This is a genomic window from Halobiforma lacisalsi AJ5 (genome assembly GCF_000226975.2).
GTDB lineage: Archaea > Halobacteriota > Halobacteria > Halobacteriales > Natrialbaceae > Natronobacterium > Natronobacterium lacisalsi.
Genome location: NZ_CP019285.1, coordinates 3190980 through 3216904 on the forward strand (window position 1 = coordinate 3190980; position 25925 = coordinate 3216904).

The window sequence follows — 25925 nt, forward strand, 5'->3', positions numbered from 1 at the left end:
GCACGTGACGGACCAATATCGATCACGTTCCCTTCGGAAGTGCCTTTATACGTTAAGGCGTGCTTGTTGGTACCACGTGTACGAAGCGACCTTTGCCATCGCGGACTCGACCGTCTACACGGAACCGACCGAAGGGAGCGACTGCAGGATCGAACTCTGGTGTAACGAGCACTCGGACCTGCTCTACGCCGCTGGCTCCCGGATCGAGCCGCTGCTCTCGCGGATCCGCGACACCGTCGGGGTCGAAGAGCAGGTCCGACACGACGACGAAGCCGTCGTCATCACGAGTTCGTGTTTCAAGGGGTACGACGAGACCCACATCGACCGCTACCTCGCAGCGCACAACTGTCTGCTCGTGCCACCGCTGCGGTACGAGGACGGCACCAAACACTGCCGGATCCTCGCGCTCGAGGCCGACAGCCTCACCGACCTGTACGTCGACCTGCTCGAGGACGGGTTCCACATCGACGTCCGCAGCAAACGCGAGATAACCGTTCCCTCTCACTCCTCGCCGCTGTTGACCCTGGACGACGCCCTGCCGGAACTGACGGGCCGCCAGCGCGAGGTGCTGTCGCTGGCCGTCGAGCGGGGGTACTACGAGTTGCCGCGGGAGACGACGACCGAGGCGTTGGCCGGGGAACTCGAGGTCAGTCGGCGGACGGTGGAGGATCACCTCCGGCGCGCCGAGCAGAAACTGTTGACGACGCTGGTGTCGTACCTGTACTAGGGTACTAAGGTACTAGGGTTCGACGAGTTCCGCCGCCCTCGCCGCCTCCTCGGCCCGCTCGAGCAGGTCGTCGGGCTCGCTCTCGAGGAGCCGTTTCTGGCGTGCGTTCGTCTCCGTGCGGTCGGGCGCGACGCGGTTACAGCCCGCGTCGATCGTCGAGTCAGTGAACGTCCCGATCTCGCGGGCGCGGTCGACGATGTCGTGTTTGTCCCAGGTCAGTAGCGGTCGGTGGATCGGCAGCGACGTCGCCCGGCTGGTGACCCCGAGGTTCTGGACGGTCTGGCTCGACTTCTGGCCGACCGCCTCCCCCGTGACGATCCCGTGGGCGTCGACGCGCTCGGCCAGCACCTCCGCGGCCCGGTAGAAGAAGCGCCGCAGGGAGAGCATCCGGCCGACCTCCATCTCGTCGACCAGCAGATCGACCGTCTCGCCGCCGGGGACCTTGTAGGCCTGCATGTCGAAGTTCGGAGCGTACTCGGCGAGCGTCCGGACCGTCTCCATCGCTCGAGCCTCGTGGTCGATCCCCCCGTACTGTCCGAGGTCCACGTAGACCGGGACGATCGGGCTGCCGCGTCTCATCATCTCGTAGGCAGCCACCGGCGAATCGATCCCGCCACTGACGAGCGCGATCGTCTTCTCCTGGGCCCCGAGCGGGAGCCCGCCCGGTCCGGAGACCGACTCGAGGTAGACGAAGGCGAGGTCCTCCCGGACCTCAACGCCGAACGTGACGTCCGGGTCGTCGAGGTCGACCGCTGGTTCGAACTCACACTCGTCCTCGACGACGTCCCAGATGGCCGCCCCGCCCTCTCGAGCGAGGTCCTCGCTGTCGTAGGGGAGGGTCTTGTCGGCCCGGCGGGCGTCGACGGCGAACGTCCCGCCGTCGTAACACTCGCGGGCGGTCTCCTCGAGGACCTCGAGGATTCGCGCTTTCTCCGTGCTGACGGTCACCGCGGGACTCGCGGAGACGACGCCGAAGGTGTCCGTGGCGGCCGCGGTCGCGGCGTCGACCGCGTCCTCGTCCGTGTGGATCAGGGGGCGATTCCAGCGGCGCTCGACCTCGCCGGGGATGGACCGATCCTCGAGCAAGGCCTCGAGGTTCGCCGCGAGGAGGTCTTCCATGTAGCGTTTGACCGTGTTACTCTTCGTATTGAGGTCGCCGTGGCGGACGAGGACCGTGTCGGCTCCAGGGGGGCGCATGGGCGTGGATAGATGACCGGGGCTATAAGGGGGTTACGAGCGTGGCCCGTCGAATTACCCGGCCGACTCGCCGATCGAGGGGTTCATCCGGCCCGTATGGGCGTAGATACCGCCGACGAGGACGACTCCCGCGAGCAGCGGCAGGGCGGCGCTGACTCCGTAAACGAACTCGAAACTGACGGCCTCGACGAGCGGGAGCGAGACGAGCGGTCCGAGTCCGCCCCCGACGTCGCCGAGGACGTTGTTGGTCCCCATCGCGCGACCGACCCTGTCCTCGGGGGTGAGATCGGCCAGCAACGCCGTCAGCGGGCCGCCGACGCCGCCCTGCCCCGCACCGATCAGCACGCAGGCGAGTACCAGCACCTCGAAACTCCGACCGACCGACAGCGCGACGAACCCGACGAACGAGGTAAGCAGAAAGCCCAGCAGGACGGGGACGCGAGCGCCGACCGAATCGCTCAGGACGCCGCCACCGAGCGTAAACACCGACCCGGTGAGCACCGTTACGGCCATCAGCATGCCCGACGACCCCTGCGCGTCGAGGCCGAAGATCGAGACGGCACGCGCATCGAGCAGGAGCACGAGCGTCGAGAACAGCACGCCGATGTACGCGAAGTAGAGCCCGAAGTTCACGAGGCCGACGGTGACGGCCGGCACCGAAATCTCGAGGTCCCAGGGCTTGACCGACTCCTGTTCTCCCTCGACGTGCGTTTCGGGGACGATCAGGTACGCGATGACGCTCGCAAGCCCTGCGAACGAGGCCGCGAGGACGAACGCCGCGCCGTTGCTCCAGACGTCGCTGACGATCCCGCCCAGCACCAGGCCGGCAGGGAAGCCGAACGTGATCCCCGCCCGCACGATGCCCATGCTCGTCCCTCTCGAGTCGGCCTCGCTGACGTCGGCCGTGATGGTGTAGGCCGTCGCGAAGACGAGGGCACTACCCAGGCCCCACAGTACCCGTGCAACGATGAACCAGAACTCCGGGAGCGGAGCAACCAGCGCGACGACGTACATCGAGGTCGCGACCCCCTCGATCGCCAACCCGGCGATAAACGGCGTGCGGGTGCCGATCCGGTCAACCAGCGCGCCGGCCGGCGCGTTCGCCACCAGCCGGGTGAACCGGTTCGCGCTCAGGATGAAGCCGACCATGAACGCGGAGATCCCCAGGTACTCGCCGAGGTTCGGCAGGATCGGGAAGATGACCCCGCCGCCGAATCCGACGAAGAAGGTGCTGGCGACGACCGCGAGCACGACCCGGTTGGACTCGAGGGAGGGGAACTTCACTGGTGATCGCTCCGTACTATTTCGAAACGTAACTCGTCTCGACGAACGAGACCCCAGCTAATCGTTCTGTCGGATCCGGTCCGCACTGTCGCTACCGGGCCGGGACTGATCCGGTGGGACGTGACGCTCGAGTGCGATATCGGACGGCAGTGGCTACTGGAGCGGAACCAGGAGGAAAACGGGACTCCAGATTCGGACCGACTGGACCGCTCAGAACGTCGAGAGTTCGCCGTCGATTACGCGGCGGGTGATCTCCGTGACGTCTCCGAGTTCGCGGTCGACGATCGCTTCGATCTCGGCGTCGACGTCGTCGATCGTGACGCCGTCCTCGGTGACGACGTGGACGTCGGCGACGTGGGGCTGGTCGATCGGCCGGCCGATCTGGGAGAGCAGTCGGACACGAAGATCGCGGATGCCGTCGACCTCGGTGACGACGGATTCGGCGATCTCGGTCGAGAGGAGGTTGTAGATCTTCCCGATGTGGTTGACGGGGTTCTTGCCGCTGGTCGCCTCCATCGACATCGAGCGGTTCGGCGTGATGAGTCCGTTAGCGCGGTTACCGCGGCCGACAGAGCCGTCGTCGCCCTGTTCGGCGGACGTACCGGTGACGGTGAGGTAGATCGACCCCTCGTCGTAGTCGTCGGCCGTGTTGACGTGGACGTCGACCTCGCGGTTCGTGTGTTCGGCTGCGACCTCGGCGACGAACTCGCGGACCGACTCGACGGCCCGGTCGTACTCGTCCAGATCCGCGATGTACTCGTCGATCATCGCCGCCGCGACGGTGACGTCGATCTTGTCGCCCTCGCGTTTCCCCATGAGCTTCACGTCCGGGCCGAGGTAGGGGTTCTCCTCGGCGAACTCGCCGTTCAGCCGGCGTTCGGCCTCGGAGACGATCTGTTCCGTCTCCGTCAGCGGCGCGTGGCCGACGCCGAAACTCGTGTCGTTGGCCATCGGGACGCTCACTTCGTCCTCGCCGAAGACCTCCTGCAGGTCCCCGCTTCCCTCGCCGAGTTTGACGTCGACGATGATGTCCTCGCCGTACTCGAGCTGGGGGATCGTCTCCTCCAAGTACTCGCGAGCGGCCGTCAGCGCGATCCGCTCGGTCGGGATCGTCTGGCCCTCGTAGCGTTTGGTCGCACGGCCGACGATCAGGAGATAGATGGGATCGACGACTTCGCCGCCGCCGAACGCGGGCGCGGCTTCGCCTGCGACGAGTTGGGTCTCGTCGGTGTTGAAGTGCAATACCTTGCCGACCCGGTCCAGGTACTCCTGGGCCAGGGCGCTGGCGACACTCTCGGCGACGCCGTCACAGATCGAATCGGGATGGCCGATCCCCTTTCGCTCGACGATCTCGACCTCCTGGTCTTCTACTGCCTGCCGGTCGATCGGCTCGACTCGAATATTCCGCTCGCTCATTGCCGGGTCTTCGAACAGCGTGGTTCTATAACTTGCGGAAAGGGATTTCGTCGATCCGATACCCGTGGGTTATACGCTCGCGGGCCGAGAGCGTCAGGACCGCTCGAGCAATAGGCCGAGATACGAGGTCCGAACCCCGTCGTCGGGATCGAGTCCCAGCCGCTCGAGGAGAGCATAGGCAGCCTCCCGTGCGGCCTCGAGGTCCCCCTCGTCGTCGATCTCGGTTTCGACTTCGACGTACTCGCCGACGCCGTCGACCTCGTCGAGGGTGACCAGCAACGTCTCGGCAGCCGTGTCCTCGAACTCGAGGTCCGCGACCGACACGGCGTACCGATCACGGGACTTCCGGACCGTCGCCGCCGGATCGAAGCCCAGGTTCGTCAAGAGCGCGTCCATCGCCGTCCGGTCGCCGACCAGGGTCTCGACTTCCTCCCGGGTTTTCGACTCGTCGTCGACGAGCGGGCCCTTGTACGTGAGCTTCGTTCGATCGTCGTCCCTCTCGCTTTCTTCTGCCTGGGAGGGTTCGGTCTCCACCACGTCGGCCTCGCTCACCGTTCGTTCCGACCGGATCCGAAGCGCCTCGTCAGTCTCGGGAAACGAGCGATGGGGCGCATCGTAGTAGGTATCGACCTGAACCACGCTCTCCAGCGGTCGTGCGCCAGCCTCCAGGCTCTCGAGCTGTTCCCGGACTCGCTGTAAGTCCGCCGGGACCTTGACTTCGACCTCGTACATACTCGCTGCGACGCCGAGCGGTCGTAAGTATCGGTCGCTCTCGCGGGAAAACGTCGTACTTAAATGTAGACGGGCGGACGTACAAGGTATGACCGAGGATCAAGAGGCCGAGCTAGACGAGCAGGCCGATGACGTCGACGAAGCCGCAGTCGAAGACGAAACCGAGACCGAAGCCGAAGGGCTTCAGGAAGGCGATTTCGTCAAGCTCGCCTACACCGCCTACACCGTCGAAGAGGAACAGCTGGTCGACACGACCGACCCCGACGTCGCCGAAGAAGAGGGCGTCGACGACCAGGGCCAGGAGTTCAAGCCCCGCACGATCGTGCTGGGCGAGGGTCACATCTTCGAGGACGTCGAAGAAGCTGTCATCGGCTCCGAGCCCGGTGACGAGGGCACCGTGACGGTCCCCGCCGCGGACGCCTTCGGCGAGTACGACCCCGACAACGTCGAGACCGTCAGCGCCGAGAAAATCGACGAGGACGACCGCTACCCCGGCGCGAACGTCCAGGTCGACGGTCGCCAGGGCTACATCAGCACGATCATCGGCGGTCGTGCCCGCGTCGACTTCAACCACCCGCTGGCCGGCGAGGACGTCGAGTACGAGTACGAAGTCGTCGACGTCGTCGACGACCGCGAGCAGCAGGCCGCCGGTCTCTTCGAGATGATGCTCGGCATGGAACCCGAGCTCTGGATCGAGACCGACGAAGTCGAGGAAGAGGTCCCCGTCGAACCCGACGAGGACGATGAAGACGCCGAGCCCGAGTTCGAGACCGAAGTCGTCGAGAAGGAGACCCTCTACCTCGAGGCGACGCCCCAGATGACGATGAACCAGCAGTGGATGATGGGCAAACAGCAGATCGGTCAGCAGATCATCGACCAGATCGGCGTCGACCGACTCATCGTCCAGGAAGTCATCGACGGCATGGGCGGCATGGGCATGCCCGGTATGATGGGCGGCATGGGCGGTGCCGGCGGCGGCGACATCGAGGAGGCCCTCGAGGACGCCGACGTCGACGCCGACGAGATCGTCGAAGAGCTCGAAGGCGCCGAAGAGTAACGTAGCCGTTTTCTTCTGCCGGTTCTCCCGGCTCGTTTTCGTTTCCGGACTCGAGCGGCCGGACTCGGACGATCCCGACGGGCCGTTTCTGCCCCTCTATCCTTCCTTGTTCGTCGTCGACGGTCGTTTGTCCGTTCGGTCGGGTTCGAACTTTCTCGCGGATTGCTCGAGGCGATACAGGAGCGTGTATCACTGCAGAACAGTCGTGCGAGCGAAACGGATAGTGGGCGGGTCGGACGGGGAACGGGTATCAGTTACAAACGCCGGGAGAAACGACCGCAGACCTGTTCGGAACCGTTACTGGATGGAGTAGCCCGCCGCGACGGCAAGCAGGAAGACCATGAACACGGCGACACCCATCATGTACGTGATCGAACGCGGTTCTTCGACGAGGTGCTGGTAGAAGCCAGCGATCAGCAATGACTTCGTAACCGCCAGCAGGATCGTTCCCCCCATTGCCATCGTATACGTGAAGTACTGATCGAACTCGAAGAACACGAACTTGCCCGTACCCAGGAGCAACAGTGCCACGTAGATCAGGGCGTACGTTCGAATCTCAGCCATTGCCCCCAATTGCGGGTGGCGACCACTTATACCTTCCTCATATGAACGGAGAGGACCGTCACCGATCCACACGAGTCTCGATACCGTTCGCTCGAGACGTCTCCACTCCTACGAGTCTCGGGCGAACGGTGAGAGAAGATCGAAGAACGAAAGCGAGACGAAAACCGGGCGGGCGTCCGTTATCGCCGTCCTACATCAGGTAGAACAGCGGGAACAGGAACACCCACACGATGTCGACGAAGTGCCAGTAGAGCCCGAAGTACTCGACCGGACGATGGTCCTCGAGGTACGCGTCGACGCTCACGATCCGGTAGACCATGAACAGCGCGATCAGGACCCCGAGGATCACGTGCAGGGCGTGCAGCCCCGTCGTGACGAAGTAGACCGAGTACTCGATGCTGGTCCACCAGTACTCGCCGTGGGAGAACTTGTAGCCGTACTCGTAGGCCTTGACGCCCATGAACGTGAACGCGAGCAGGAGCGTCGCGAGCATCGAACCGAGCAGGCCCTTCTTGTTCTTGCGCTCGGCGAACACCAGCGCCAGGATGACCGTGAAACTCGAGGTCAACAGGACGTAGGTGTTCAGCAGGCCGGGCCAGGAGGCGAACGGCACCTTCTCCCACTGGCCCCAGCCCATGTGGAGCCGCAGGAAGATGTAGCCGCCGATGATGGCGCCGAAGACCATGACGTCCGAGGCGAGGAACACCCAGACGCCGAACTTCGTGTTGTCGACGCCCTCGAACGGCCACCGTTCGGCGACCGCGGGCTCGGGCACGTTGAACTCCTCGACGCCGAACTTGAACAGCGAGACGCCCATGATCGCGATCCCGAGCAGCGTCAGCACCGGGTAGATTATGTTCGGCTCGGCGGCGACGCCGACGAGTCCGGACAGCGCTTCTCGCGTCGGTTCGTACTCGACGGTTTCGGCGACACCTTCCGCGAACTGGACGACGTAGGGCGTGATACCGGCCAGCCCAAGGAAGAACACGAACGTCCCGAATCCGATCCCGAGCGGCCAGATGCTGGCATGATCGGCGTGTTCCTCCTCGTGTGCAACGGTCGCCTCGGCTGCTTTCCCTTCGCCCTGAGCGACGCCACCGTCGGTCGTGGCCGCGGAGTCGTCGACGAACTCGAGTCGGCCGCTGGCGTAGCTCGGCCGGCCGGTCCAGTTCTCGAGCGGCGGCGGCGACGGGACCGCCCACTCGGCCGTACGGGAGTACTCCCATGGGTTGTCCGGCGCGTCGGGGCCGGAGACCCAGCTCTTGGCGAACGTGTAGAACATGATCAGGAACGACGCGCCGAAGACGAAGGCCCCGACGGTCGAGAGCTGGTGGTAGAACTGCGCGCCCTCGGCGTAGTTGAAGACGCGTCGTGGCGTCTCCCACGCGAGGAACTGCGGGAAGTAAAGCAGGTTGAAGCCGATGAAGTAGACGGCGAAGTTGAGCTTCCCGAGTGTCTCGGAGTACATCTTTCCGGTCATCTTGGGCCACCAGTAGTAGAGCCCGCCGACCAATGCCGTAACGCCCGAGACCATCACGTAGTGGAAGTGAGCGACGACCCAGTAGGTGCCACGGAACTCGTAGTCGAGCACGACGGCACCCAGGAAGACCCCGGTGATCCCGCCCAGAATGAACAGGACGAGCGCGCCGAGACTAAACAGGAACGGAGTCGTGAATCGGACCCGTCCCTTGACCATCGTGTAAATCAGGGCGAAGACCATCAGGTCGAACGGTAGCGAGATCCCGATGGTCGTCGCCATGAACAGGGTCTTGATCTCGAGGTTGATCGTCGTCAGGAACATGTGATGCATCCAGACGAGGAACGACTGAACGGCCACGAGGACCATCGCGATGATGACCCACTTCCGGCCGACGAGTCGTCGACCACAGAAGGTCTGGAACGTCTCGAACATGATCCCCAACGCGGGGAAGAAGACGATGTACACCTCCGGATGGCCGAAGAACCAGAAGAGGTGTCCCCACAACAGCCCCGACCCCTGGTCCGTCGCGAAGTACTGGGTCAGGAACAGGCGGTCGGACAGCAACAGCAGCCCCGCGGCGAACAGTGCCGCGAACGCGAACAGCATCATCCAGGCGGTCAACAGCCACGACCACGTGAAGATCGGCATGTTCCAGAGGCCGAGGCCTTCCGCGCGCTGGCGGTGAATCGTCACGAGGAAGTTCACCGTCCCGACCGTCACCGAGATGAGGAACAGCGCCAATCCGAGGATCGTCGCCGTCCCACCGGTTGTCGCCTGCATTGCCGGCGTGTAGGTGGGGACGTTCAGCGGAGCGTACATCGTCCAGCCGCCCGCGTAGGCGCTCCCCTGGAAGAAGGAGAGGGCGACTATGATCCCCGAGAACAGGTAGAACCAGTAGCTCAGGGCGTTCAGTCGGGGGAACGCGAGGTCGTCCGCACCGATCTGGAGCGGCACGAAGTAGTTCGCGAATCCGGTCGCGATCGGCGACAGGAACCAGAAGACCATCAAGAGACCGTGCATCGAGACGGCCTGGTTGAACTCGCGGTCCGCCAGTAGCCCAGTTCCGCCGGTTTCCCAGAGATGGGCTCGGAACGCCAGCGCGAGCACCCCGCCAAACAGCAGGAAGAACAGTGCCGTCGTTATGTAAAGGATGCCGACGTCCTTGTGATTGGTCGTAACGAGCCAGCGCTTGACCGACGTTCTCGGTGGAAGCTCACTCATTCGCCGTCACCTCCGTCGTCGGTCGTTTCTTCGTCGGTGTTTTCATCGTCGGTTTGGTTCTCTTCTCCGTTTTCGTCACCCTCGTCACCGCTTTCACCGTCTTCGCCGCCGTTCTCGTCGTCTCCGCCGGGAGTCTCGAGGGTGTAGGTCTCGTCGACGGGTCCGGTGAAATCGATCGTATCCTCGATGTCGTCGAACTCGTCGCCCTCGAACGTGATTTCCACGTCGTAGGGGCCGCCCTGTTCGATGTCCTCGATGGTAATCGACCCGTTCTCGAACTCGTCGTCCTCGAAGGTGAAGCTAAGGTCGTCTTCGAACTCGTCGTTGTTCTGGTGCTCGAGCGAGAGTTCGAAGCCGTCGGTCACCCGTTCTTCGTCTTCGTCCTCGAGGGTGATCGTCATGGTCAGTTGTTCGTCCATCCATTCGTCGAACCGATCTTGCTCGTAGACGGTGACGTCGGACGTCATCCCGCTGTGACCGGGTCCGCAGAGTTCGAAACACTCCACGGTGTGCTCGCCGGGTTCGTCGGCGACGAACCAGGTCTGGTCGTATTCGCCGGGAATGGCGTCAGCTTTCACCCGGAGATCGGATATGCCGAACGTGTGCCAGACGTCCGTCGACGTCACCTCTATCCAGATCGGTTTATCAGCCGGGAGTACCAGTCCATCGTCGAGCGACGACGTCTCCACGCCGTTCTCGTAGTAGAAGTCCCACTCGAAGGCCCAGCCTTCGACGTCGATTTCCATCGCGTCTTCGCCCGGATTTTCCATTCCAGGGTCTTCGACGTACAGCAACATCCCGTAGGTCCAGATGACCAGCGAGATGACGATGATGGCACTCAGCCCGAACGACAGGAACAGTTTTTTTCCGCCCTTTCCACCGGTCGGTAGTTCTCCGACGGAAGGGAGGTCCTCGTCGTCGGATCGATCCTCGGTGTCGCGGTACTTGTACGCGTTGTACAGCGTGTACGCGATGACCACGATACCGACGAGCGTACCCAGCCCGAGGAATACGAGGAAGATATCCTCGAACACGTCGACACGCGTCCTCGGGACCACCTCCATCGGAAGTTGTAGTGCGCTGAAGATTGTATTCACCTCTTTTGAAGACCGTCTATATGTCGGTCGATGGTGTCCCGTGCCACTTATCTATTTGGAAACCGCCCGCGTTCCACTCCCGTTCGACCATTGTTGGGACGTACCATGATACACGATGACTTTCTATTAGTCTTCACGGGTTCGTAGGGTCGCGTGTACTTTTTTCTATCGACCTTTCGCCCCGGTCCTGTATGTATGAAAACTGCTTTCGGGTCGAGAATCCACTCTCCCGAACCAGTTCGGGCACGGAATGCCGAGCACGACCCGAATCGAGGGTCGCCTCGCGGTCGCTGGTGCAGTCAGCGCTTGCGCGCAATTTCGGAACTGCCGAGGCGCGATTCTGCTCAGTCTCCGCCGAGACGCTCGATTCAGATCTCGACGACCCACACACGGAACGTCTCGGGCAGTTCGTACACCTCCAGAAACACCGCGTCGATGAACTGGGCGATCCGATTCCCGTCGGCTTTCGCGCTGATCCGTACGTTGGTCCCGGCCGCTTCTTCAGGTCGGTTGACCTCGTCGATCTTGAACGCCGGGAAACCACCGATCGTCGACTTGAGCGTCTCGAGTTCGGCGTCGGTGCAGTCGAGGTTGATCGTCCCGTCCGCGAACTGGAGCCAGGGTGCTCCGAGGTCAGGGTCGGGCCCTTCCTCGCTCGAGTCGCCCCCGTCGTCGGTCAGGACGTCATCGTCGACCTCAAGGGTCAGAAACCCGTGACTCCGCTTCCGGTGAGCCGAGATCGCATCGACGTACAGTTTTCGTCGTTCCGTCGGGTCGGACGCGTCGAATCGAGTCATGATGGTTCGTCGTACGCGTACGGACGTGCCCGTTTCTTTAAGCCTTTATGCGCCGGCGCTGAACGGTGATGTATGGCAGGGCCACGCATCCTGATCCTCGGCGCGCCCGGGGCAGGAAAGGGTACCCAGAGCGCAAAGATCACCGAAGAGTTCGACGTCGAGCACATTACCACCGGCGACGCGCTCCGTGCAAACAAAGACATGGACATCTCGGACATGGATACGGAGTACGACACGCCGCGGGAGTACATGGACCGGGGCGAACTCGTCCCCGACGAGGTCGTCAACGCCATCGTCGATGAGGCCCTCTCCCAGGCCGACGGGTTCGTCCTCGACGGCTACCCGCGAAACCTCGAGCAGGCCGAGGAACTCGAGGATATGACCGACCTCGACGTCGTCCTCTATCTGGACGTTAGCGAGGACGAACTCGTCCACCGACTGACCGGTCGCCGACTCGACCCCGAAACGGACGAAATCTACCACGTGGAGTACAACCCGCCGGAGGATCCCGAAGTCGAGGAGCGACTCGTCCAGCGCGACGACGACACCGAAGAGACGGTCAAAGAGCGACTCCGCGTCTTCCGCGAGAACACCGAGCCCGTGATCGAGTACTACGACGAGAAGGGAACGCTCGAGCGGGTCGAGGGGGAACAGTCGCCGGACGAAGTCTGGGAGGACGTCAGGGCGACGATCGAAGACGCGGCGTAACCGGTCAGTTCTGGTCGATTTCGATTTCGTGTTTTGCGACGTTGAGGTAGGTCAGTTGCGGCGGAAGAGTATAGTCTCCCGGGTAGGCGTTGAATTCGCCACCTTCGAGGGAGTCGTCGTATTCGAATTCCGCCGCACTGGCATGAATGTTGGCCGAGTGTACCACGAGTCCTCCGTTAAATTCGGGGTTGGAGTGGAAGTCGACCTGGTACTCGCTGCCGGTCAACTCGTTCGGTCCCTCCCAATCGTTGCTCGCAGCGTAGAACGTGCCGGTAAAGTTCCCGTCCCAGAACCGACCGTCCAGGTCAGAGGTTCCGTACACCTGCAACTGTTCGGATTTCGTTTCACCGATGGACGAATCGGGAGCGACCTTTCCCTTATCCATATTAAAATTCCCGGTTAGATAAATTCGCAACGCGTTATCTTCACCTTCCGTGTCTACGGTTACCTCGGCGTGGGGATCAGAGATCGTAACATCCCCATCGACCAATATCGTGACGTTACCGGAAGAGGCATCCGCGGAGATCGTGTTCGAGTCCTGCAGATCGATCTCGTCGGCGTAGTATAGCCCGTCGTCTAGGCTCACGTCACCGGTGATCGTTCCAAGATCATGGGCCGGGTTTTCGTTGGCTTCTTCGATTGCGTCTTCTCGCATCTCCTCTATGACTGGGTCCATCTCGGGCATATTTCCGACGCGAGCATCGTCTCCGAACTCGTCTTTGAAGTCGTCCACTTCCTCCGAGTAGGTCACGCCCGAATCGTAGGCGCTTTCCAGGTCGATGTACCCCACTTCGACTTCGATAGTTCGGTTCTCGTGGTCGACTCGCTGGACCGACGTATCGCCGGCCTGATTCCGGAAGAACGACTCCCAGCCGCGGTAGTAATCGCTCTCGATCGTGATCGTCACGCTATCGTTTTCGACCACGGTCGCTTCCCTGAACGCCTCCGTCTCCGCGTGCTCGAGACGCACGTCGCCGGTCCCGAGCTCTTGCTCGCCGGTGATCGTCGTGACCGGCATCGTGAGAGTATCTGTCTCCGTCTCGTAGTGGATAGGCGGTGCGGAAACGACGCGAGTTTCGTTCCCTGTCTCGCGGAAGACCGCGCCCGCTTCGTACGCGATCGTCGTTCCACCGTCTCCTTCGTACTCGACGGTTCCGATCGTGAGATCCTCCAACGCAGTGGTCTCGAGGGCTTCCGAGGAGACGTTGATCGTCCCGCTGTCCTCTCGTACGACCGCACCGTCCTGACCGACGTCGATGTCGATCGAGCGAGCGACGTCGCTTTCGGTCGACGTAGTCATCAGCTGCTGTCCCAGTTCCACGAACGCGCTCTCGACCCGCTCGTCTTCGGAGTCCTGTTGAATGTCGGCCGTTGTCGTCCCCGCGACGAGCAGCATGCTCGTGCTGATGGCCGCGGCCATTCCAATTAGGAGGACGAGGCCGATCAGCGTCGACTGCCCGCGGCGGGTCCGATCTGGACCCTCGGGACTGCGGAAAGGCATACGCTAATCGGACAGTCACTGATAGAATAATGGCCACCTTCGGTCAGACACTTCAGGACCGTTTACGTCCGTTTGTGGCCCCATATCACGGTCGTCGTTGGTTGACCGACACCGATAGTAAGAACCGCTCGAGGCCAACGAGCGGCAATAAACTATTTGAACGGTCGGTTGCTACCGGATCGATCCCGCGACTCGAGTCCGAAACCGACCGGTGGGGCCCGTCGGGGCCGCTTCGAGAACTCTGCTCGCTCGGTTCAGTCCTCGATCAACACGCTGTGTTCGTCGATGTCGATCACGTACTCGCTCGAACCGCTGGCGGAGTCGGGGACCGAGTCGATGTCGAAGGTGAAGTCCGACTCGGCCGTGACGTCTTCGCCGATCTCGCCGAAGACGTCCTCGAGTTCCTCGGCGTCGTCGACGTTGACGTTTTCACCGCCGGTCTCTTCGGCGATGTCCTCGAGGAGATCTTCGTTGAGATCGTCGAACCCGAGCCCGATGGTGTAAATCGTCACGTCGAGGTCGTTCGCATCTTCCTCCGCTAGCTCACGGGCAACTTCGTCGTCGTTTGAATCGCTGTTTTCACCGTCGCTCAGGAGGATCATCACCCGTTCGTTCCCATTCGCCGGAGTCGTCCGATAGTCGTCGAGAGCGCGGTCCATCCCGGCAGCGATATTGGTACCGCCGTACTCGTTACCGACGACGCTTTCCTCGACCTTGGTGAGGTCATCAGTGAGTTCCTGTAGTGCCTGCGTATCCGATACAGTGGCGAATTCGTAGATTCCGGCCCGGTCTTCCGTCTGGTTCAACATTCCGATGAAGTCTCGAGTCGCATCGACCCGCAACTTGTCCGGGTCGTTCCCGGCATTGGGATACGTGCCGATATACGTGTCGCAGCTAAAGTATCCACAATCGTCTGGGTAGACACGGATCTCCTCCCACTGTTCTGTCCGCCCGCCCTGTCGCGGATCGAGAACGCTCGTGTTCCCGTTTTCGTCTTTTACCTCGATTCGATTATTGCTCCCGGAATAACGCCAATAATTTCGGAACGGATCGTCAACCGGCATCGGTTGCCACTCGTCACCATCAATTTTCTCCAAAGTGCTCGGTGAGTAATACGAAGAGAACGGATTCCCTGGACCCATTGATCCGGAACGATCCAACACGAACGTCACGTCGAGCGGGTCTCGAGTCCCGACTTCGACCACCTCGATCTCCCGGTTTTCTTCGGGAATCGGTACGTCGGTTCGGAGCGAGCGGTCGAAGTTGATCGTAGCGTGCGGACCGAGTTTTACGTCCCCTGCGACGACGGCACCCGTGATCTCGACGTTGTTTTTGATCTCGACCTCGCTACCGGGGGCGTAGACGACCCCCTCGAAGTCCGCCTCGATCGTAATCTTGTCGTTGCTGTTTCCGTACACCCAGAGGGCGTGTGCCCGATCGTCGTCCTCTATCGTGACCTCGTCTTTGATCGTCACCGGGCCGTCTGCGTACAGATACGTGCTGTTGCCCCCCTCGATCTCGAGGTCGGAGAGCGTCACGGAGCCGTCCGTCCCGACGTGGACGTCCCCGTCACGGGTGTCGATCGAACTCGGGTCGAGACTCGAGCCGTAATAGAGTCCGGCCTCGAGGTCGTCTTCCGCGACCGCATCGCCCGCTTGATCGGTGCTCTCGAGGTACTCGAGGTCCTCGACGGCCGTTTCGAGTTCGTCGTCGATCGGTTCGACCGGGTCGAACGGGGACGACATGTTTGCGACTAAGTTGTCCGACGTATCCCCGTCGAGCCAGTAAACCTCGGTATTCCCGTCCCCGGTCGTATTGATAAATTCGTAGTCGGCCGGCGGACCCGATCCGTCGATTCCACCAGCATAGGTGATCTGGGAGACGGTCGGTTTCCCTCCCGTTTTGTCGAGAATGCCGTCTAAGACGGGGACGGCTTCGACCGTAGAGCTACCGGTAAGCGTGAGGTCGTCATTGATAACCAACAGGTCGTCGGAGCTGTTCGTGCCGACCTCGTGATCGTCGTACCCGCGCACGTTGAGTTCGTTGTAGTTCCCCTCGCTCTCCTCGGCGTATAACCCGCCGTACACCGTTGGCTCGAGGCCGACATGATCGGCGAAGGGGTTGTCGGCGTCGATCGTCGCAACGACGCTGACTTCCTGGTTGTCGGGGTCGTGACAGACCGCGTTCGTATCCGACGGGGCCGCGTCGCAGTCATCCACCTCGACGGCGTCGAACTCGTCTTTCAGGAACTCCGCCCAGGCGTCGTGGTACGGCGTGTCCGAGATGGTGAGCGTAATATCGTCGACGAAGCCGACCTCGTCAATCGCGTCGTCGACCGACGACGGTTCGCCCCGCTCGAGCGGCTCGACCGTGTGTTCGCCGTTCCCGACCTCGCCCTGTAGGCTCGTCACGGAGAGGTCGAGTCGGCCCACTTCGTCCCCATCCTCGTTTTCTTCGCGGTAGTATCGGATGTCCGGTTCCGAGACGACCGTGGATGTGTCCCCCTCTATTCGCCAGACACCGCCAGCCTGGTGACCGATCCGGTTACCCTCGCCGTCGTCGTACTCGAGCGTTCCGATTTCGATGTCGTCGATCGTTTCCGGTTCGCTGTAGCCGTTCGATACGCTGACCGAGAGCGTGCTGTTCGACAGTTCGTAGGTCCCCTCTTCCGCGAGATAGACCGATTCGCTCGCGTCGCCGTCGATCAACGCCGTGTGAAGGTCGGCGTCGAACTGGCTCATCACCTGTTCGCCCCGCTCTTGTGAGATATCGGATTCGACGGTGTCGACCGCCGTGAACCCCGTGAGCAGGATGAGGACCGCAGCCATGGCCACGAGACCCAGCAGCAGGATCAATCCTATCACTGGACTTAGTCCACGGTCCGTTCGGCCGCGAATGTCCTTTTTTTGCGACTCGTTCATTCCTTAGTCACGTATCGATACTCAAATTACTAAAATATATTGTTGGAATCAAAGGGTGTGTCGGGTCGCCGACCGACGGTTGTGAGGCCCCGGTCGGTTCGCGAACAGCGAACCGGGGCGATCACCGAAGATAAACACTTGTATACCGCACGTGTACTAGCTCAACCAGATGACGCGTACAGCCGAGAAGGTCAACGCCCTCGTCCGCGAGGATGCCTCCATGTCAGACGCTCTCGAGGCGGTCCGCGAGGCGGCCGACGAGAACGGCGGCGAGATTCAGTGGGGGGACGTTAACGACGAGCTCACGAGCGGGCAGTGGGGCCGGTTGATCGAGAAAGGATTGTTGGTCGACGGCGACGAGGGGTTCGAGATCGCCGATCGGAACGCCTACGACGAGGCTCTCGACGGCGACGCCGAGGAGATCGACGTCCCCGACGTCGACGTCGACGCTGAGGAGTCGCAGTGGTCACAGTGGGACAAGATGGCCGGCGTCGGCTCGCTCCTGTTGATGATCGGGTACTGGTTCGACTCCGTCCGAAACACGGTCGGCGGCGCGATCGACACGGTCCTCGGACCGCTAGACGCTGCCCTGCCGTTCTACGCAGTTATTCTCGCGGTCGCGATGTTGACGGGACTGTACTCGACGCTCCTGCAGGCGAACCTGATGAATCCCGAGATCATCGGCAAGTATCAGGAACGGATGAAGGCCATGCAGGACAAGCAAAAAGACGTCCGCGAGCGAAAGCAGGAGGCCGAAGAACGCGGTGCGAGCGACGCCGAGATCGAACGCCTCGAGAACGAACTCGAGGAGGTTCGCGAGGAGCAGATGGAGGCGATGGCCGACAACCTCGGGATGTTCAAAGAGCAGTTCCGCCCGATGGTCTGGATCATGCTGTTTACCATCCCGCTGTTCCTGTGGATGTACTGGAACATCCTCACTGGGGAGGTTCCCGACGCGGAGATGCGGATGATCATGCCCATCGCTGGCGAAGTTTCGCTGGACGAGCGCCTGCTCGGGCCGATGTGGGCGTGGATCGTCTGGTACTTCCTGTGCTCGATGGGCTTCACGCAGTTGCTTCGGAAGTCGCTGAACATCGATATGACGCCGACCTGATCGGTCCAGCACCGCCACCGCCACCGGCACCGGACTGGTACCGGCACCGGTACCGTGTCCCCCTCACGACGACGGCGTGACCCGACGCCCGGAGGGTGTGACCTGCCGCCCGTTTCAAAACCCCTTTTAGCCGCCACGTCGCAGATCGGATATGTTACTGACCGTCTCCGGTCCGCCAGGAAGCGGGAAGAGCACGACAGCGGAACTGCTCGCCGACGCGTTCGACCTGGACCACGTCAGCGGCGGCGACATCTTCCGCGAACTGGCCGACGAACGGGGCTACACGCCCCTCGAGTTCAACAAACTCGCCGAGGAGAACGACGAGATCGATCGCGATCTCGACCGTCGGCTCCGCGAGATCGCCCTCGAGGAGGACGACCTCGTCCTCGAGTCACGACTCGCCGGCTGGCTGGCCGGCGACCAGGCGGATTTCCGGTTCTGGCTCGACGCGCCGGCACGGGTTCGCGGCGAGCGGATCGCCGAGCGCGAGGAGAAGGATCCGGTCCGGGCGACCGAAGAGACCAAGGCCCGCGAGGCCAGCGAGGCCCAGCGCTACGAGGAGTACTACGGAATCGATATTCGCGACCTGACGATCTACGATCTCTCCGTGAACACGGCGCGCTGGGAACCCGACGCAGTGCTCGATATGCTCGTCACGGCGGTCGAGGAGTACGATCCCGACGGCGACGAAGGGAAGGCCCGGATCGACCTCGAGTACGAGTTCTGATTCCGATGACGCGCGACCTCCGCGACCCACCCGACGAGCGCTCGCCCGCGGACCTGCTGACGTTCGGCGTCGTCAACCTCGACAAACCCCCGGGGCCGTCCTCCCACCAGGTGAGCGGCTGGCTGCGGGACGCCGTCGACGAGACGCTCGCGGATCGCGGGCTCGAGGCGTCGATCGATCGGGCCGCCCACGCCGGGACGCTCGATCCCAAGGTCACGGGCTGTCTGCCGGTCATGCTCGGCGACGCGACCCGTCTCGCACAGGTCTTCCTCGAGGGCCCAAAGGAGTACGTCGCCGTCCTCGAGTGTCACGGGTCGGTGCCGGCCGACACCGAGTCGATCGTCGCGGAGTTCGAGGGACCGATCTACCAGAAGCCGCCGCGCAAGAGCGCAGTCGCCCGCCGTCTGCGCGTACGCGAACTGTACAAGCTCGAGGTGCTCGAGGCCGAGGACCGCCGGCTCCTGCTCCGAATCGAGTGCGAGAGCGGGACCTACATCCGCAAACTCTGTCACGACCTGGGGCTGGCGCTGGGAACGGGGGCTCACATGGGAGATCTGCGGCGGACGGCAACGTCGCCGTTCGACGATCGCGACCTCCACTCGGCCCAGGAGTTCCTCGACGCGCTGGCGTTCTGGGTCGAGGACGACGACCCCGAACCCTTGTACGAAATCGTCGACCCAGCCGAGCGCATCCTCGAGGGGATTCCCGGGGTTTCGATCGCGCCGAGCGCGGCCCGCGAGGTCGCCGAGGGTGCGCCGGTCTACGCGCCCGGTGTCATCGAAGTCGACGACGGCATCGAGTCCGGCGAACTGGTCGCCTGTTACACGCCCGACGGCGCGGCGGTCTGTCTCGGCGAGTTCGTCGGCCCGGCAGACGCGGGGTCGGGCGTCGTCGTCGACCTCGAGCGGGTTCTGGTCTGAGACGGTTTACTGCAGTCAGTTCCGGCGCAACTGCCGCCCGGATCGCCGTTGTGCCGGTATGTCGGTACAGGGATCCGTATGAACGGTTTTCGCCTCGCGGTTCCGTCGGGGTTGATACTCGAACGCCGTAATACTTTGAACGTCCTTGCACAGTATAAGGTATGCCAACAGCTAACAGGGACGGAACCTCGATCGCCTACGAGGTCGACGGCCCTGCCGACGGCGAGCCGGTGGTCTTCGTCGAAGGCCTCGGTTACGGGCGATGGATGTGGCGCTGGCAGCGACGCGGGCTCTCCGAGGAGTACCGGACGATCCTGCCCGACAACCGGGGAACCGGCGAGTCCGACGCGCCGTCGGGCCCGTACACGATCGAGGGGATGGCGGCCGACCTCGAGGCCGTCCTCGCCGACGTCGGCGTCGAGGAAGCTCACGTCGTCGGCGCGAGCATGGGCGGAATGATCGCCCAGACGTACGCGCTCGAGTACGATCGGGCAGCGACGATCTCCCTGCTCTGTACGAGTCCCGGCGGGCCGGAGGCCGAGCCGGTCCCCGAGAGGACCCAGCAACGCCTGCTCGACGTTCCCGAGGGGGCAGACGAGCGCGAGACGATCCGTTACCGGATGGAACCGGCCGTTTCCGACGGATTCTACGACGAGAACCCGGATCTGGTCGACCGGATCGTCGACTGGCGGCTCGAGAGCGACGCCGACGAGGAGCCCCGTGCCGCCCAGGCCGCGGCGGTGGAGGCGTTCGACGAGAGCGACCGCGTTTCCGACCTCGAGGTGCCGGCCCTGGTCCTCCACGGGACCGAGGATCGGGTCGTCCCCGTCGAGAACGCGGAACTGCTGGCCGAGCGGCTCCCCGACGCCTCGCTCGCGCTATGTGAGGGCGGTCCCCACCTCTTTTTCATCGAGGAGTCGGCGTGGGTCAACGAGCGGCTCCGCGAGTTCCTGTCGCGACACCCCCTCGAGGAGGGTCGCGCATGAACTGGGGGTCCGATCCCTACGAGTGGGTCGGCGACTGGAGCGGGCGCCGAGCGTCGCTGTCGCCGGACCGGACCGCAGTGATCGACGAGACCGAGGGCGAAGCGTACACCTACGCCGACCTCGACGACCGGGCCAACGCGACGGCGCGGCTGCTCGAGTCGGTCGGCGTCGACGAGGGCGAACGGGTCGCCGTCGTCTCCCGGAACCGGGTCGAGGCGTTCGACCTGTTCTTCGCGACCGGAAAGCTGGGTGCGATCCTCGCGCCGCTGTCCTATCGGCTCGCGCCGCCGGAACTGGCCGAGTTGCTGGATCTCGTCGAGCCGCGGCTGCTGGTCATCGAGTCGCCGTTCGTCGAGCGGATCGAGCACGCGCTGGCCCGGGCCGACGTCGATCCGATCGTCTTCGAACTGGCGGCGGACGAGATCGCGGGCGGCTGGGACCTGTACGCCGACCGCGTGCCGGACGACGGGAGCCCGGTCGAAACCGCCGAGCGGTCGCTCTCGGATCCCCACCTCCTGTTGCACACCGGCGGCTCGACGGGGACGCCCAAGGAGACGACGATCACCCACGGCTCGATCTACTGGAACTCGTTCAACACGATCACGGCCTGGGGACTGCGGCCCGACGACGTCGCCCCGATGGTGTTCCCGATCTTCCACACGGGCGGCTGGAACGTCCTCACGCTCCCGTTTTTCAACATGGGCGGCACGCTGATCATCGACCGCGAGGTCGAACCCGACCGCGTCCTGGAACAGATCGATCGCCACGGTGCGACGGTGCTCGTCGCGGTGCCGGCCGTGTTGCGGACGATGGCCCGCCACGACGGCTGGGAGCGGGCGGATCTCTCGACGCTTCGCTTCGTCAAGAGCGGCGGCGGCCCCTGTCGCGACGCGATCGTCCGCGCGTGGCGAAACCGTGGCGTCGAGTTCTCGCAGGGGTACGGGCTGACCGAGTGCGGGCCGAACAATTTCGCGATGCCCGACGAGTGGGCAAACGAGAAGGTCGCGAGCGTCGGCAAGCCCGTGATGCACACGGACGTCCGCGTGGTCGACGACGACGGGCGAGTGCTCGAGACCGGCGAGATCGGCGAACTCGAACTCGCCGGGCCCCACGCCGCGGCGGGCTACTGGGGCGATTCGGGCGAGGGCGAGGAGACCTTCGCCGACGGCTGGGTCTCGACGGGCGACCTGGCCCGGCGGGACGAGGACGGCTTCTACCACATCGAGGGTCGGAAGAAGAACATGTTCATCAGCGGCGGGGAGAACGTCTACCCACCCGAAGTCGAGGACGAGATCGCGGACCACCCCGCCGTTGCCGAAGTTCTCGTCATCGGCGTCCCAGACGACCAGTGGGGGACTGTCGGGAAGGCCGTCGTCGAACCAGCCGAGGACGCCGAGACCGAAGACGGGACACCGCTGACCCTGCGGGAACTCGAGGCCTACCTCGACGGCCGCCTCGCCCGATTCAAGATCCCCAAGTACCTCGAGTTCGTCGACGAGATGCCGACGAGCGGTCCCTCGAAGCTCGACCGGGCGGCCGTCAAGGATCGGTTCGGGGGTGAGCCGGAGTGACGCCGTCTACCCACCGACAGAGGCAAGTGGTAACATATCAAAGTCGGGACGAACGACAGGATCGTTCATGATCGACCTTACGCTGGACATGGAGCAGTACGACTGCCCGTTCATCGATACGACGGACGACCACGCCGTGTCGTTCTCGACGCTCCAGTGGGAGTTCGACCGTCACAGTCGTGAACTCGAGACCCGGATGATCGTCGAGGGAGAGAACCGGTCCGTCCTCGAGTCGGGGCTCTCGGCAGTCCAGGAGCACCCGAACATGCGAACCTGTGACCTGTTCAAGAAACGGGAGGAGCGAGCGGTCATCAGGACGGTGATCGACGAGACGGACGCGATGGCGACGATCAGGGCCAACGGCGGCTACATCACGGGGCCGTTCCACATCCAGGACGGAAGCGAACGCTGGGATATCGGCTTCGACGAGGAGGCGGACGCCGACGCTGCGCTCGCGGAACTCGAGCGGAACAACGAGTACTCGCTCGAAAGCCGCCAGGTCATGGCGTTCGACGCTGGTGGCGACGTTCTGGAACACGCCGAGGCCGCGCGCGAACTGCTCGAGGGGTGTCGGGAGCTCTCGACCGTCGAACGCGAAACGCTTCGGGTCGCAGCGGAGAAGGGCTATTTCGATCAGCCCCGGGGTGCCACGCTGCAGATGCTCGCCAACGAGTTCGACATTTCCGATACCGCCGTCTCGAAGAACGTCCGCCGGGCCGAACGGAAGATCCTGCGGCGAGTCGTCGACGCGCTCGAGTCCGTCGAGTAGATCGAATCGGACCGAGAGCTATCTTTCGGCCTATTTTCCCGCGTTTGACTCGTTCGCCCAGGCGTAGGTCCGGTCCCCATTGACCCCGGGTTGGTATACCAACCCATCCAGTATTGTTGGTATAAACACATCCTATGCTTAGTATGGGATATAATACCACTCGACGTGGGGCGCTGAAGCGAACGGGTGCACTGACCGCGGTCGGCCTCGGTGGGCTCGCAGGGTGTCTCGACGAGCAAGGGGGACAGGCGGGCGGCGACCCGGAAGACGAAACGATAACGATCGGCGCGTTGCAGCCGGTGTCGGGCGAACTCGAGTACTACGGACAGATCAGCCTGATGGGGTTCTACTCCGGCCTGGCGTACAAGTACGGGGTCGATCCCATCGAGGACATGACGACGGGGTCGTACGAGCTCGACCCCGACGACGGGCCGACGTTCGAGATCATCGTCGAGGACACGGAGTTCAACCCGGAGACGGCCCAGAACGTCGCGGAGAGCCTCGTCGTGGACGAAGACGTCGACCTCCTCTTCGGCGGATCGTCGTCTGACTCAGCCCGGCGGATCATCCCGAACGTCGTCGACGAGGCGGACGTTCCCTACATCATCGGGCCGGCCGCCGACGGCGACATCACCGTCTCGAGCGAGCACTGTCACGACCTCGCGTTCCGCGCGAGCGAACACACGGCGATGGACGCTCGCGCCGGCGGGCGATACGTTGCCGAACAGGGAGACGTCTCGACGGTCGCGATCTTCGCCGCGGAGGGCGCGTTCGGCGAAGGCGTCGCGAACAACTACCAGGAGGTCCTCGAGAACCAGGGGGTCGAGGTACTCGAGCCGCGGTTCGTCGAGGCCGGCTACAGCGAGTTCGAGGGCATGTTCGACGAGGCCGTCGAGCAGGGCGCCGACGGCGTCGTCGGCGGGTTCACGTTCATCACCCTCCCCGAGTTCCTCCCGACGGCGATGTCCTACGACGAGATTCAGGCCTTCGGCGGGTTCGCCGCGCTCGTCACGACCCAGATCACGGGGCAGACGGTCGAGGCGGTCCTCGGCGAGGACTTCACCGCCGAAGACATTCAGGATGCAGGGCTCGGCCCCTTCACGACCCGATACCACTGGAACCAGTACGACAACCCGATCAACGACGAGTTCGTCGATCTGCACATCGACGCCTACGACCAGGTGCCGGACCTGTTCAGCGCCGGGACCTTCGTCGGCGCGTCGGCGCTCGTCCAGGCAATCGAGGAAAGCGGGTCGACCGAGGGCGAGGACATCGCCGACGCCATGCACGGGATGACCGTCACGGACACGCCGAAAGGCGAGAACGCGTACACGTTCCAGGAACACAACAACCAGGCGGCCTCCGCGATGACGGTCGCCTGGCCGGTCCCGACCAGCGAGGAGTACGAGGACACCTGGGACGCGGCCGTGATGCCGGGCGAACCGGTCGAGACCTACGCAGCCGAGGAGGTCGTGGTGCCGGCCGAGGAAGCGTCCTGCGACCTGGGGTGAGGTGATCGAATGCTACTCTCGACCCAGGATCTCACGAAGCAATTCGGCGGGATCACTGCCGTCGACGGGGTCGACTTCCGACTCGAGGAGGACGAACTCTGTTCGGTCATCGGCCCCAACGGGGCGGGCAAGACCACCTTCTTCAACCTCCTGACGGGCGTGCTCGAGCCGACCCGGGGGACGATCGAGTTCTCGCCGTCTGATGGAGGGGGGATCGACGACGGCGAGGCCGGTTCCGACGGCATGATCGACATCACGGACGCCCCTTCTCACGAGACGGCGCTGCTCGGCCTCCACCGATCGTACCAGGTCACGAACATCTTCCCGACGGTTTCGGTCCGCGAGAACGTCCGCGTGGCGGTCCAGGCCCACCGCGACGGCGACTCCTGGCGCTTCTGGCGCAACGTCGACGCCTTCGAGGACCACGTCGCCGAAGCCGACGCCATCTTGGAACGGATCGGCCTGCTCGAGTACGCCGACGAACCGGCCGAGAACCTCAGTCACGGCGAGAAGCGCAACCTGGAGATCGGGATCGCACTGGCCGGCGACCCCGACGTCCTGTTGCTCGACGAGCCCACGGCGGGTGTCTCGAGCGAGGACGTCGACCGCGTGACGGACATCATCGAGGACGTCGCCGAGGATCACGCCGTCATGCTGATCGAGCACAACATGGACGTCGTGATGGAGATCAGCGACCGCGTGGCGGTGCTCAACCAGGGCGACCTCATCGCTCAGGGTGAACCCGACGAGATCCGGGAGAGCGAGGCCGTCCAGCGGGCGTATCTCGGCGGCTACGAAGGGGGCGGGAACGGAAATGGGAACGGTGACGGCGCCGCGGGCACGACCGAGGCCGCGACCGACGGCGGCGAGTTCGATCCGGGGGTGTCGGCCGGATGAGCGATCCCAGCGACTCCGCAGACGGCTCCCGACCGCTGCTCGAACTCGAGGGCGTCCACACCTACTACGGCGAGAGCCACGTCCTCCAGGGGGTCGACCTCTCCGTCGACGAGGGGGAGATCGTCGCCCTGATCGGGCGCAACGGCGTCGGGAAGACGACAACGCTGCGCTCGATCCTGCAACTGACCCCGCCACGCGAGGGGACGGTTCGGTTCCGCGGCGAGGACGTCACCGGCGAGAGCACCCACGACGTCACCGGGCGCGGCATCGGCTGGGTGCCCGAGGAGCGACGGATGTTCGGCTACCTCACGGTCGAGGAGAACGTCCGCGTCTCCGTCGGTCCCGACCGCGACTACGAGGCCCTGCGGGAGTACGTCTTCGACCTGTTCCCTGACCTGGAGCAGTTCCGCGAAAAGGAGGCCCGGAACCTCAGCGGCGGCCAACAACAGATGCTCGCGATCGCCCGAGCGCTGGTCGGCGACAACGACCTGCTGCTGGTCGACGAGCCGAGCGAGGGGCTCGCGCCGATGATCGTCGACCAGGTCGTCGAGGCGCTGCGGGAAGCGTCCGCGGACACGACCATGATCCTCGTCGAACAGAACTTCCCGCTGGCGATGGACCTCGCGGATCGGTTCTACCTGCTCGATCACGGGACCGTCGTCGAGTCGGGCGAGACCGAGGGCGTCACCGCCGAGGACGAACGCATCCGGAGGTATCTGTCGGCATGA

Annotated in this window: 22 protein-coding genes; 12 read left to right on the forward strand and 10 right to left on the reverse strand. The window is 63.7% G+C overall.

Translation table 11 applies throughout. The features are described 5' to 3' along the window. The first annotated feature begins 76 nt into the window (after positions 1–76). Positions 77–727 carry a helix-turn-helix domain-containing protein gene (locus CHINAEXTREME_RS15505; RefSeq protein WP_007142697.1) on the forward strand — a complete coding sequence of 217 codons (651 nt, stop codon included), beginning with the start codon at positions 77–79 and terminating at the stop codon, positions 725–727. Positions 728–739: 12 nt separating this feature from the next. Here CHINAEXTREME_RS15505 and CHINAEXTREME_RS15510 read toward each other — a convergent pair whose 3' ends face one another. From CHINAEXTREME_RS15510 to cyaB, 4 genes are all read right to left on the reverse strand, one after another. Next, complete coding sequence (locus CHINAEXTREME_RS15510; RefSeq protein ID WP_007142698.1) at positions 740–1924, reverse strand: tRNA sulfurtransferase; 1185 nt, start codon at positions 1922–1924, stop codon at positions 740–742. 54 nt (positions 1925–1978) lie between these two features. Beyond that, positions 1979–3208: an MFS transporter gene (locus tag CHINAEXTREME_RS15515; RefSeq protein WP_007142699.1), complete on the reverse strand. Its 1230-nt coding sequence runs from the start codon at positions 3206–3208 to the stop codon at positions 1979–1981. A 210-nt stretch (positions 3209–3418) separates the two neighbouring features. Beyond that, positions 3419–4624, reverse strand: a complete 1206-nt coding sequence (locus CHINAEXTREME_RS15520) for a methionine adenosyltransferase (RefSeq protein WP_007142700.1) — start codon at positions 4622–4624, stop codon at positions 3419–3421. Between the two features lie 93 nt (positions 4625–4717). After that, complete coding sequence (gene cyaB, locus CHINAEXTREME_RS15525) at positions 4718–5356, reverse strand: class IV adenylate cyclase (RefSeq protein WP_007142701.1); 639 nt, start codon at positions 5354–5356, stop codon at positions 4718–4720. 88 nt (positions 5357–5444) lie between these two features. Between cyaB and CHINAEXTREME_RS15530 the strand changes: the two genes are divergently transcribed. Continuing rightward, positions 5445–6413 (forward strand): FKBP-type peptidyl-prolyl cis-trans isomerase, encoded by a 969-nt coding sequence (locus tag CHINAEXTREME_RS15530; protein WP_007142702.1) that lies wholly within the window; start codon positions 5445–5447, stop codon positions 6411–6413. 297 nt (positions 6414–6710) lie between these two features. Here the strand turns inward: CHINAEXTREME_RS15530 and CHINAEXTREME_RS15535 are convergent, their stop codons facing one another. From CHINAEXTREME_RS15535 to CHINAEXTREME_RS15550, 4 genes are all read right to left on the reverse strand, one after another. Next, positions 6711–6977 carry a cytochrome C oxidase subunit IV family protein gene (locus CHINAEXTREME_RS15535; RefSeq protein WP_007142703.1) on the reverse strand — a complete coding sequence of 89 codons (267 nt, stop codon included), beginning with the start codon at positions 6975–6977 and terminating at the stop codon, positions 6711–6713. A gap of 190 nt (positions 6978–7167) precedes the next feature. Then, positions 7168–9678 carry a cbb3-type cytochrome c oxidase subunit I gene (locus CHINAEXTREME_RS15540; RefSeq protein ID WP_007142704.1) on the reverse strand — a complete coding sequence of 837 codons (2511 nt, stop codon included), beginning with the start codon at positions 9676–9678 and terminating at the stop codon, positions 7168–7170. After that, positions 9675–10742: a cytochrome c oxidase subunit II gene (coxB, locus tag CHINAEXTREME_RS15545; protein WP_007142705.1), complete on the reverse strand. Its 1068-nt coding sequence runs from the start codon at positions 10740–10742 to the stop codon at positions 9675–9677. The genes CHINAEXTREME_RS15540 and coxB overlap by 4 nt, the downstream gene beginning before the upstream one ends. A gap of 401 nt (positions 10743–11143) precedes the next feature. Beyond that, positions 11144–11572 carry a hypothetical protein gene (locus CHINAEXTREME_RS15550; RefSeq protein WP_007142706.1) on the reverse strand — a complete coding sequence of 143 codons (429 nt, stop codon included), beginning with the start codon at positions 11570–11572 and terminating at the stop codon, positions 11144–11146. A 72-nt stretch (positions 11573–11644) separates the two neighbouring features. Between CHINAEXTREME_RS15550 and CHINAEXTREME_RS15555 the strand changes: the two genes are divergently transcribed. Further along, positions 11645–12280, forward strand: a complete 636-nt coding sequence (locus CHINAEXTREME_RS15555) for an adenylate kinase (protein WP_007142707.1) — start codon at positions 11645–11647, stop codon at positions 12278–12280. Between the two features lie 4 nt (positions 12281–12284). On the opposite strand, the gene CHINAEXTREME_RS15560 is transcribed toward CHINAEXTREME_RS15555, so the two are convergent. Beyond that, positions 12285–13781: a DUF7289 family protein gene (locus CHINAEXTREME_RS15560; RefSeq protein ID WP_449289592.1), complete on the reverse strand. Its 1497-nt coding sequence runs from the start codon at positions 13779–13781 to the stop codon at positions 12285–12287. Positions 13782–14035: 254 nt separating this feature from the next. Then, positions 14036–16702, reverse strand: coding sequence for a vWA domain-containing protein (locus tag CHINAEXTREME_RS15565; RefSeq protein WP_449289593.1), 2667 nt, complete (start codon positions 16700–16702; stop codon positions 14036–14038). Positions 16703–16871: 169 nt separating this feature from the next. Between CHINAEXTREME_RS15565 and CHINAEXTREME_RS15570 the strand changes: the two genes are divergently transcribed. The 9 genes from CHINAEXTREME_RS15570 (at position 16872) to CHINAEXTREME_RS15610 (ending at position 25925) form a co-directional block, all read left to right on the forward strand. After that, entirely contained in the window at positions 16872–17816 is a 945-nt protein-coding gene (locus tag CHINAEXTREME_RS15570; protein ID WP_007142710.1) for a DUF106 domain-containing protein, read from the forward strand. Positions 17817–17967: 151 nt separating this feature from the next. Further along, positions 17968–18543, forward strand: a complete 576-nt coding sequence (cmk, locus tag CHINAEXTREME_RS15575) for a (d)CMP kinase (protein ID WP_007142711.1) — start codon at positions 17968–17970, stop codon at positions 18541–18543. Between the two features lie 5 nt (positions 18544–18548). After that, positions 18549–19463 (forward strand): RNA-guided pseudouridylation complex pseudouridine synthase subunit Cbf5, encoded by a 915-nt coding sequence (locus CHINAEXTREME_RS15580; RefSeq protein ID WP_007142712.1) that lies wholly within the window; start codon positions 18549–18551, stop codon positions 19461–19463. Positions 19464–19624: 161 nt separating this feature from the next. Then, entirely contained in the window at positions 19625–20449 is an 825-nt protein-coding gene (locus CHINAEXTREME_RS15585) for an alpha/beta fold hydrolase (protein ID WP_007142713.1), read from the forward strand. Then, on the forward strand, positions 20446–22020 hold the full coding sequence (locus CHINAEXTREME_RS15590; RefSeq protein WP_007142714.1) for an AMP-binding protein: 1575 nt from the start codon (positions 20446–20448) through the stop codon (positions 22018–22020). Before CHINAEXTREME_RS15585 ends, CHINAEXTREME_RS15590 begins: the two co-directional genes overlap by 4 nt. 67 nt (positions 22021–22087) lie before the next feature. Further along, positions 22088–22789, forward strand: a complete 702-nt coding sequence (locus CHINAEXTREME_RS15595) for a helix-turn-helix domain-containing protein (protein ID WP_007142715.1) — start codon at positions 22088–22090, stop codon at positions 22787–22789. 143 nt (positions 22790–22932) lie between these two features. Continuing rightward, a complete protein-coding gene (locus CHINAEXTREME_RS15600; RefSeq protein WP_007142716.1) occupies positions 22933–24300 on the forward strand; it encodes an ABC transporter substrate-binding protein in 1368 nt (455 codons plus the stop codon). Between the two features lie 9 nt (positions 24301–24309). Next, positions 24310–25197, forward strand: coding sequence for an ABC transporter ATP-binding protein (locus CHINAEXTREME_RS15605; protein WP_007142717.1), 888 nt, complete (start codon positions 24310–24312; stop codon positions 25195–25197). After that, positions 25194–25925 (forward strand): ABC transporter ATP-binding protein, encoded by a 732-nt coding sequence (locus tag CHINAEXTREME_RS15610; RefSeq protein ID WP_007142718.1) that lies wholly within the window; start codon positions 25194–25196, stop codon positions 25923–25925. Before CHINAEXTREME_RS15605 ends, CHINAEXTREME_RS15610 begins: the two co-directional genes overlap by 4 nt.

Bases quoted from the DNA above. Each gene is read 5' to 3' on its own strand.
- CHINAEXTREME_RS15510 (WP_007142698.1), bottom strand. From the start codon at position 1,924: ATGCGCCCCCCTGGAGCCGACACGGTCCTCGTCCGCCACGGCGACCTC.
- CHINAEXTREME_RS15520 (WP_007142700.1), bottom strand. From the start codon at position 4,624: ATGAGCGAGCGGAATATTCGAGTCGAGCCGATCGACCGGCAGGCAGTA.
- cyaB (WP_007142701.1), bottom strand. From the start codon at position 5,356: ATGTACGAGGTCGAAGTCAAGGTCCCGGCGGACTTACAGCGAGTCCGG.
- CHINAEXTREME_RS15530 (WP_007142702.1), top strand. From the start codon at position 5,445: ATGACCGAGGATCAAGAGGCCGAGCTAGACGAGCAGGCCGATGACGTC.
- CHINAEXTREME_RS15535 (WP_007142703.1), bottom strand. From the start codon at position 6,977: ATGGCTGAGATTCGAACGTACGCCCTGATCTACGTGGCACTGTTGCTC.
- CHINAEXTREME_RS15540 (WP_007142704.1), bottom strand. From the start codon at position 9,678: ATGAGTGAGCTTCCACCGAGAACGTCGGTCAAGCGCTGGCTCGTTACG.
- coxB (WP_007142705.1), bottom strand. From the start codon at position 10,742: ATGGAGGTGGTCCCGAGGACGCGTGTCGACGTGTTCGAGGATATCTTC.
- CHINAEXTREME_RS15550 (WP_007142706.1), bottom strand. From the start codon at position 11,572: ATGACTCGATTCGACGCGTCCGACCCGACGGAACGACGAAAACTGTAC.
- CHINAEXTREME_RS15555 (WP_007142707.1), top strand. From the start codon at position 11,645: ATGGCAGGGCCACGCATCCTGATCCTCGGCGCGCCCGGGGCAGGAAAG.
- CHINAEXTREME_RS15560 (WP_449289592.1), bottom strand. From the start codon at position 13,781: ATGCCTTTCCGCAGTCCCGAGGGTCCAGATCGGACCCGCCGCGGGCAG.
- CHINAEXTREME_RS15565 (WP_449289593.1), bottom strand. From the start codon at position 16,702: ATGAACGAGTCGCAAAAAAAGGACATTCGCGGCCGAACGGACCGTGGA.
- CHINAEXTREME_RS15570 (WP_007142710.1), top strand. From the start codon at position 16,872: ATGACGCGTACAGCCGAGAAGGTCAACGCCCTCGTCCGCGAGGATGCC.
- cmk (WP_007142711.1), top strand. From the start codon at position 17,968: ATGTTACTGACCGTCTCCGGTCCGCCAGGAAGCGGGAAGAGCACGACA.
- CHINAEXTREME_RS15580 (WP_007142712.1), top strand. From the start codon at position 18,549: ATGACGCGCGACCTCCGCGACCCACCCGACGAGCGCTCGCCCGCGGAC.
- CHINAEXTREME_RS15585 (WP_007142713.1), top strand. From the start codon at position 19,625: ATGCCAACAGCTAACAGGGACGGAACCTCGATCGCCTACGAGGTCGAC.
- CHINAEXTREME_RS15590 (WP_007142714.1), top strand. From the start codon at position 20,446: ATGAACTGGGGGTCCGATCCCTACGAGTGGGTCGGCGACTGGAGCGGG.
- CHINAEXTREME_RS15595 (WP_007142715.1), top strand. From the start codon at position 22,088: ATGATCGACCTTACGCTGGACATGGAGCAGTACGACTGCCCGTTCATC.
- CHINAEXTREME_RS15600 (WP_007142716.1), top strand. From the start codon at position 22,933: ATGGGATATAATACCACTCGACGTGGGGCGCTGAAGCGAACGGGTGCA.
- CHINAEXTREME_RS15605 (WP_007142717.1), top strand. From the start codon at position 24,310: ATGCTACTCTCGACCCAGGATCTCACGAAGCAATTCGGCGGGATCACT.
- CHINAEXTREME_RS15610 (WP_007142718.1), top strand. From the start codon at position 25,194: ATGAGCGATCCCAGCGACTCCGCAGACGGCTCCCGACCGCTGCTCGAA.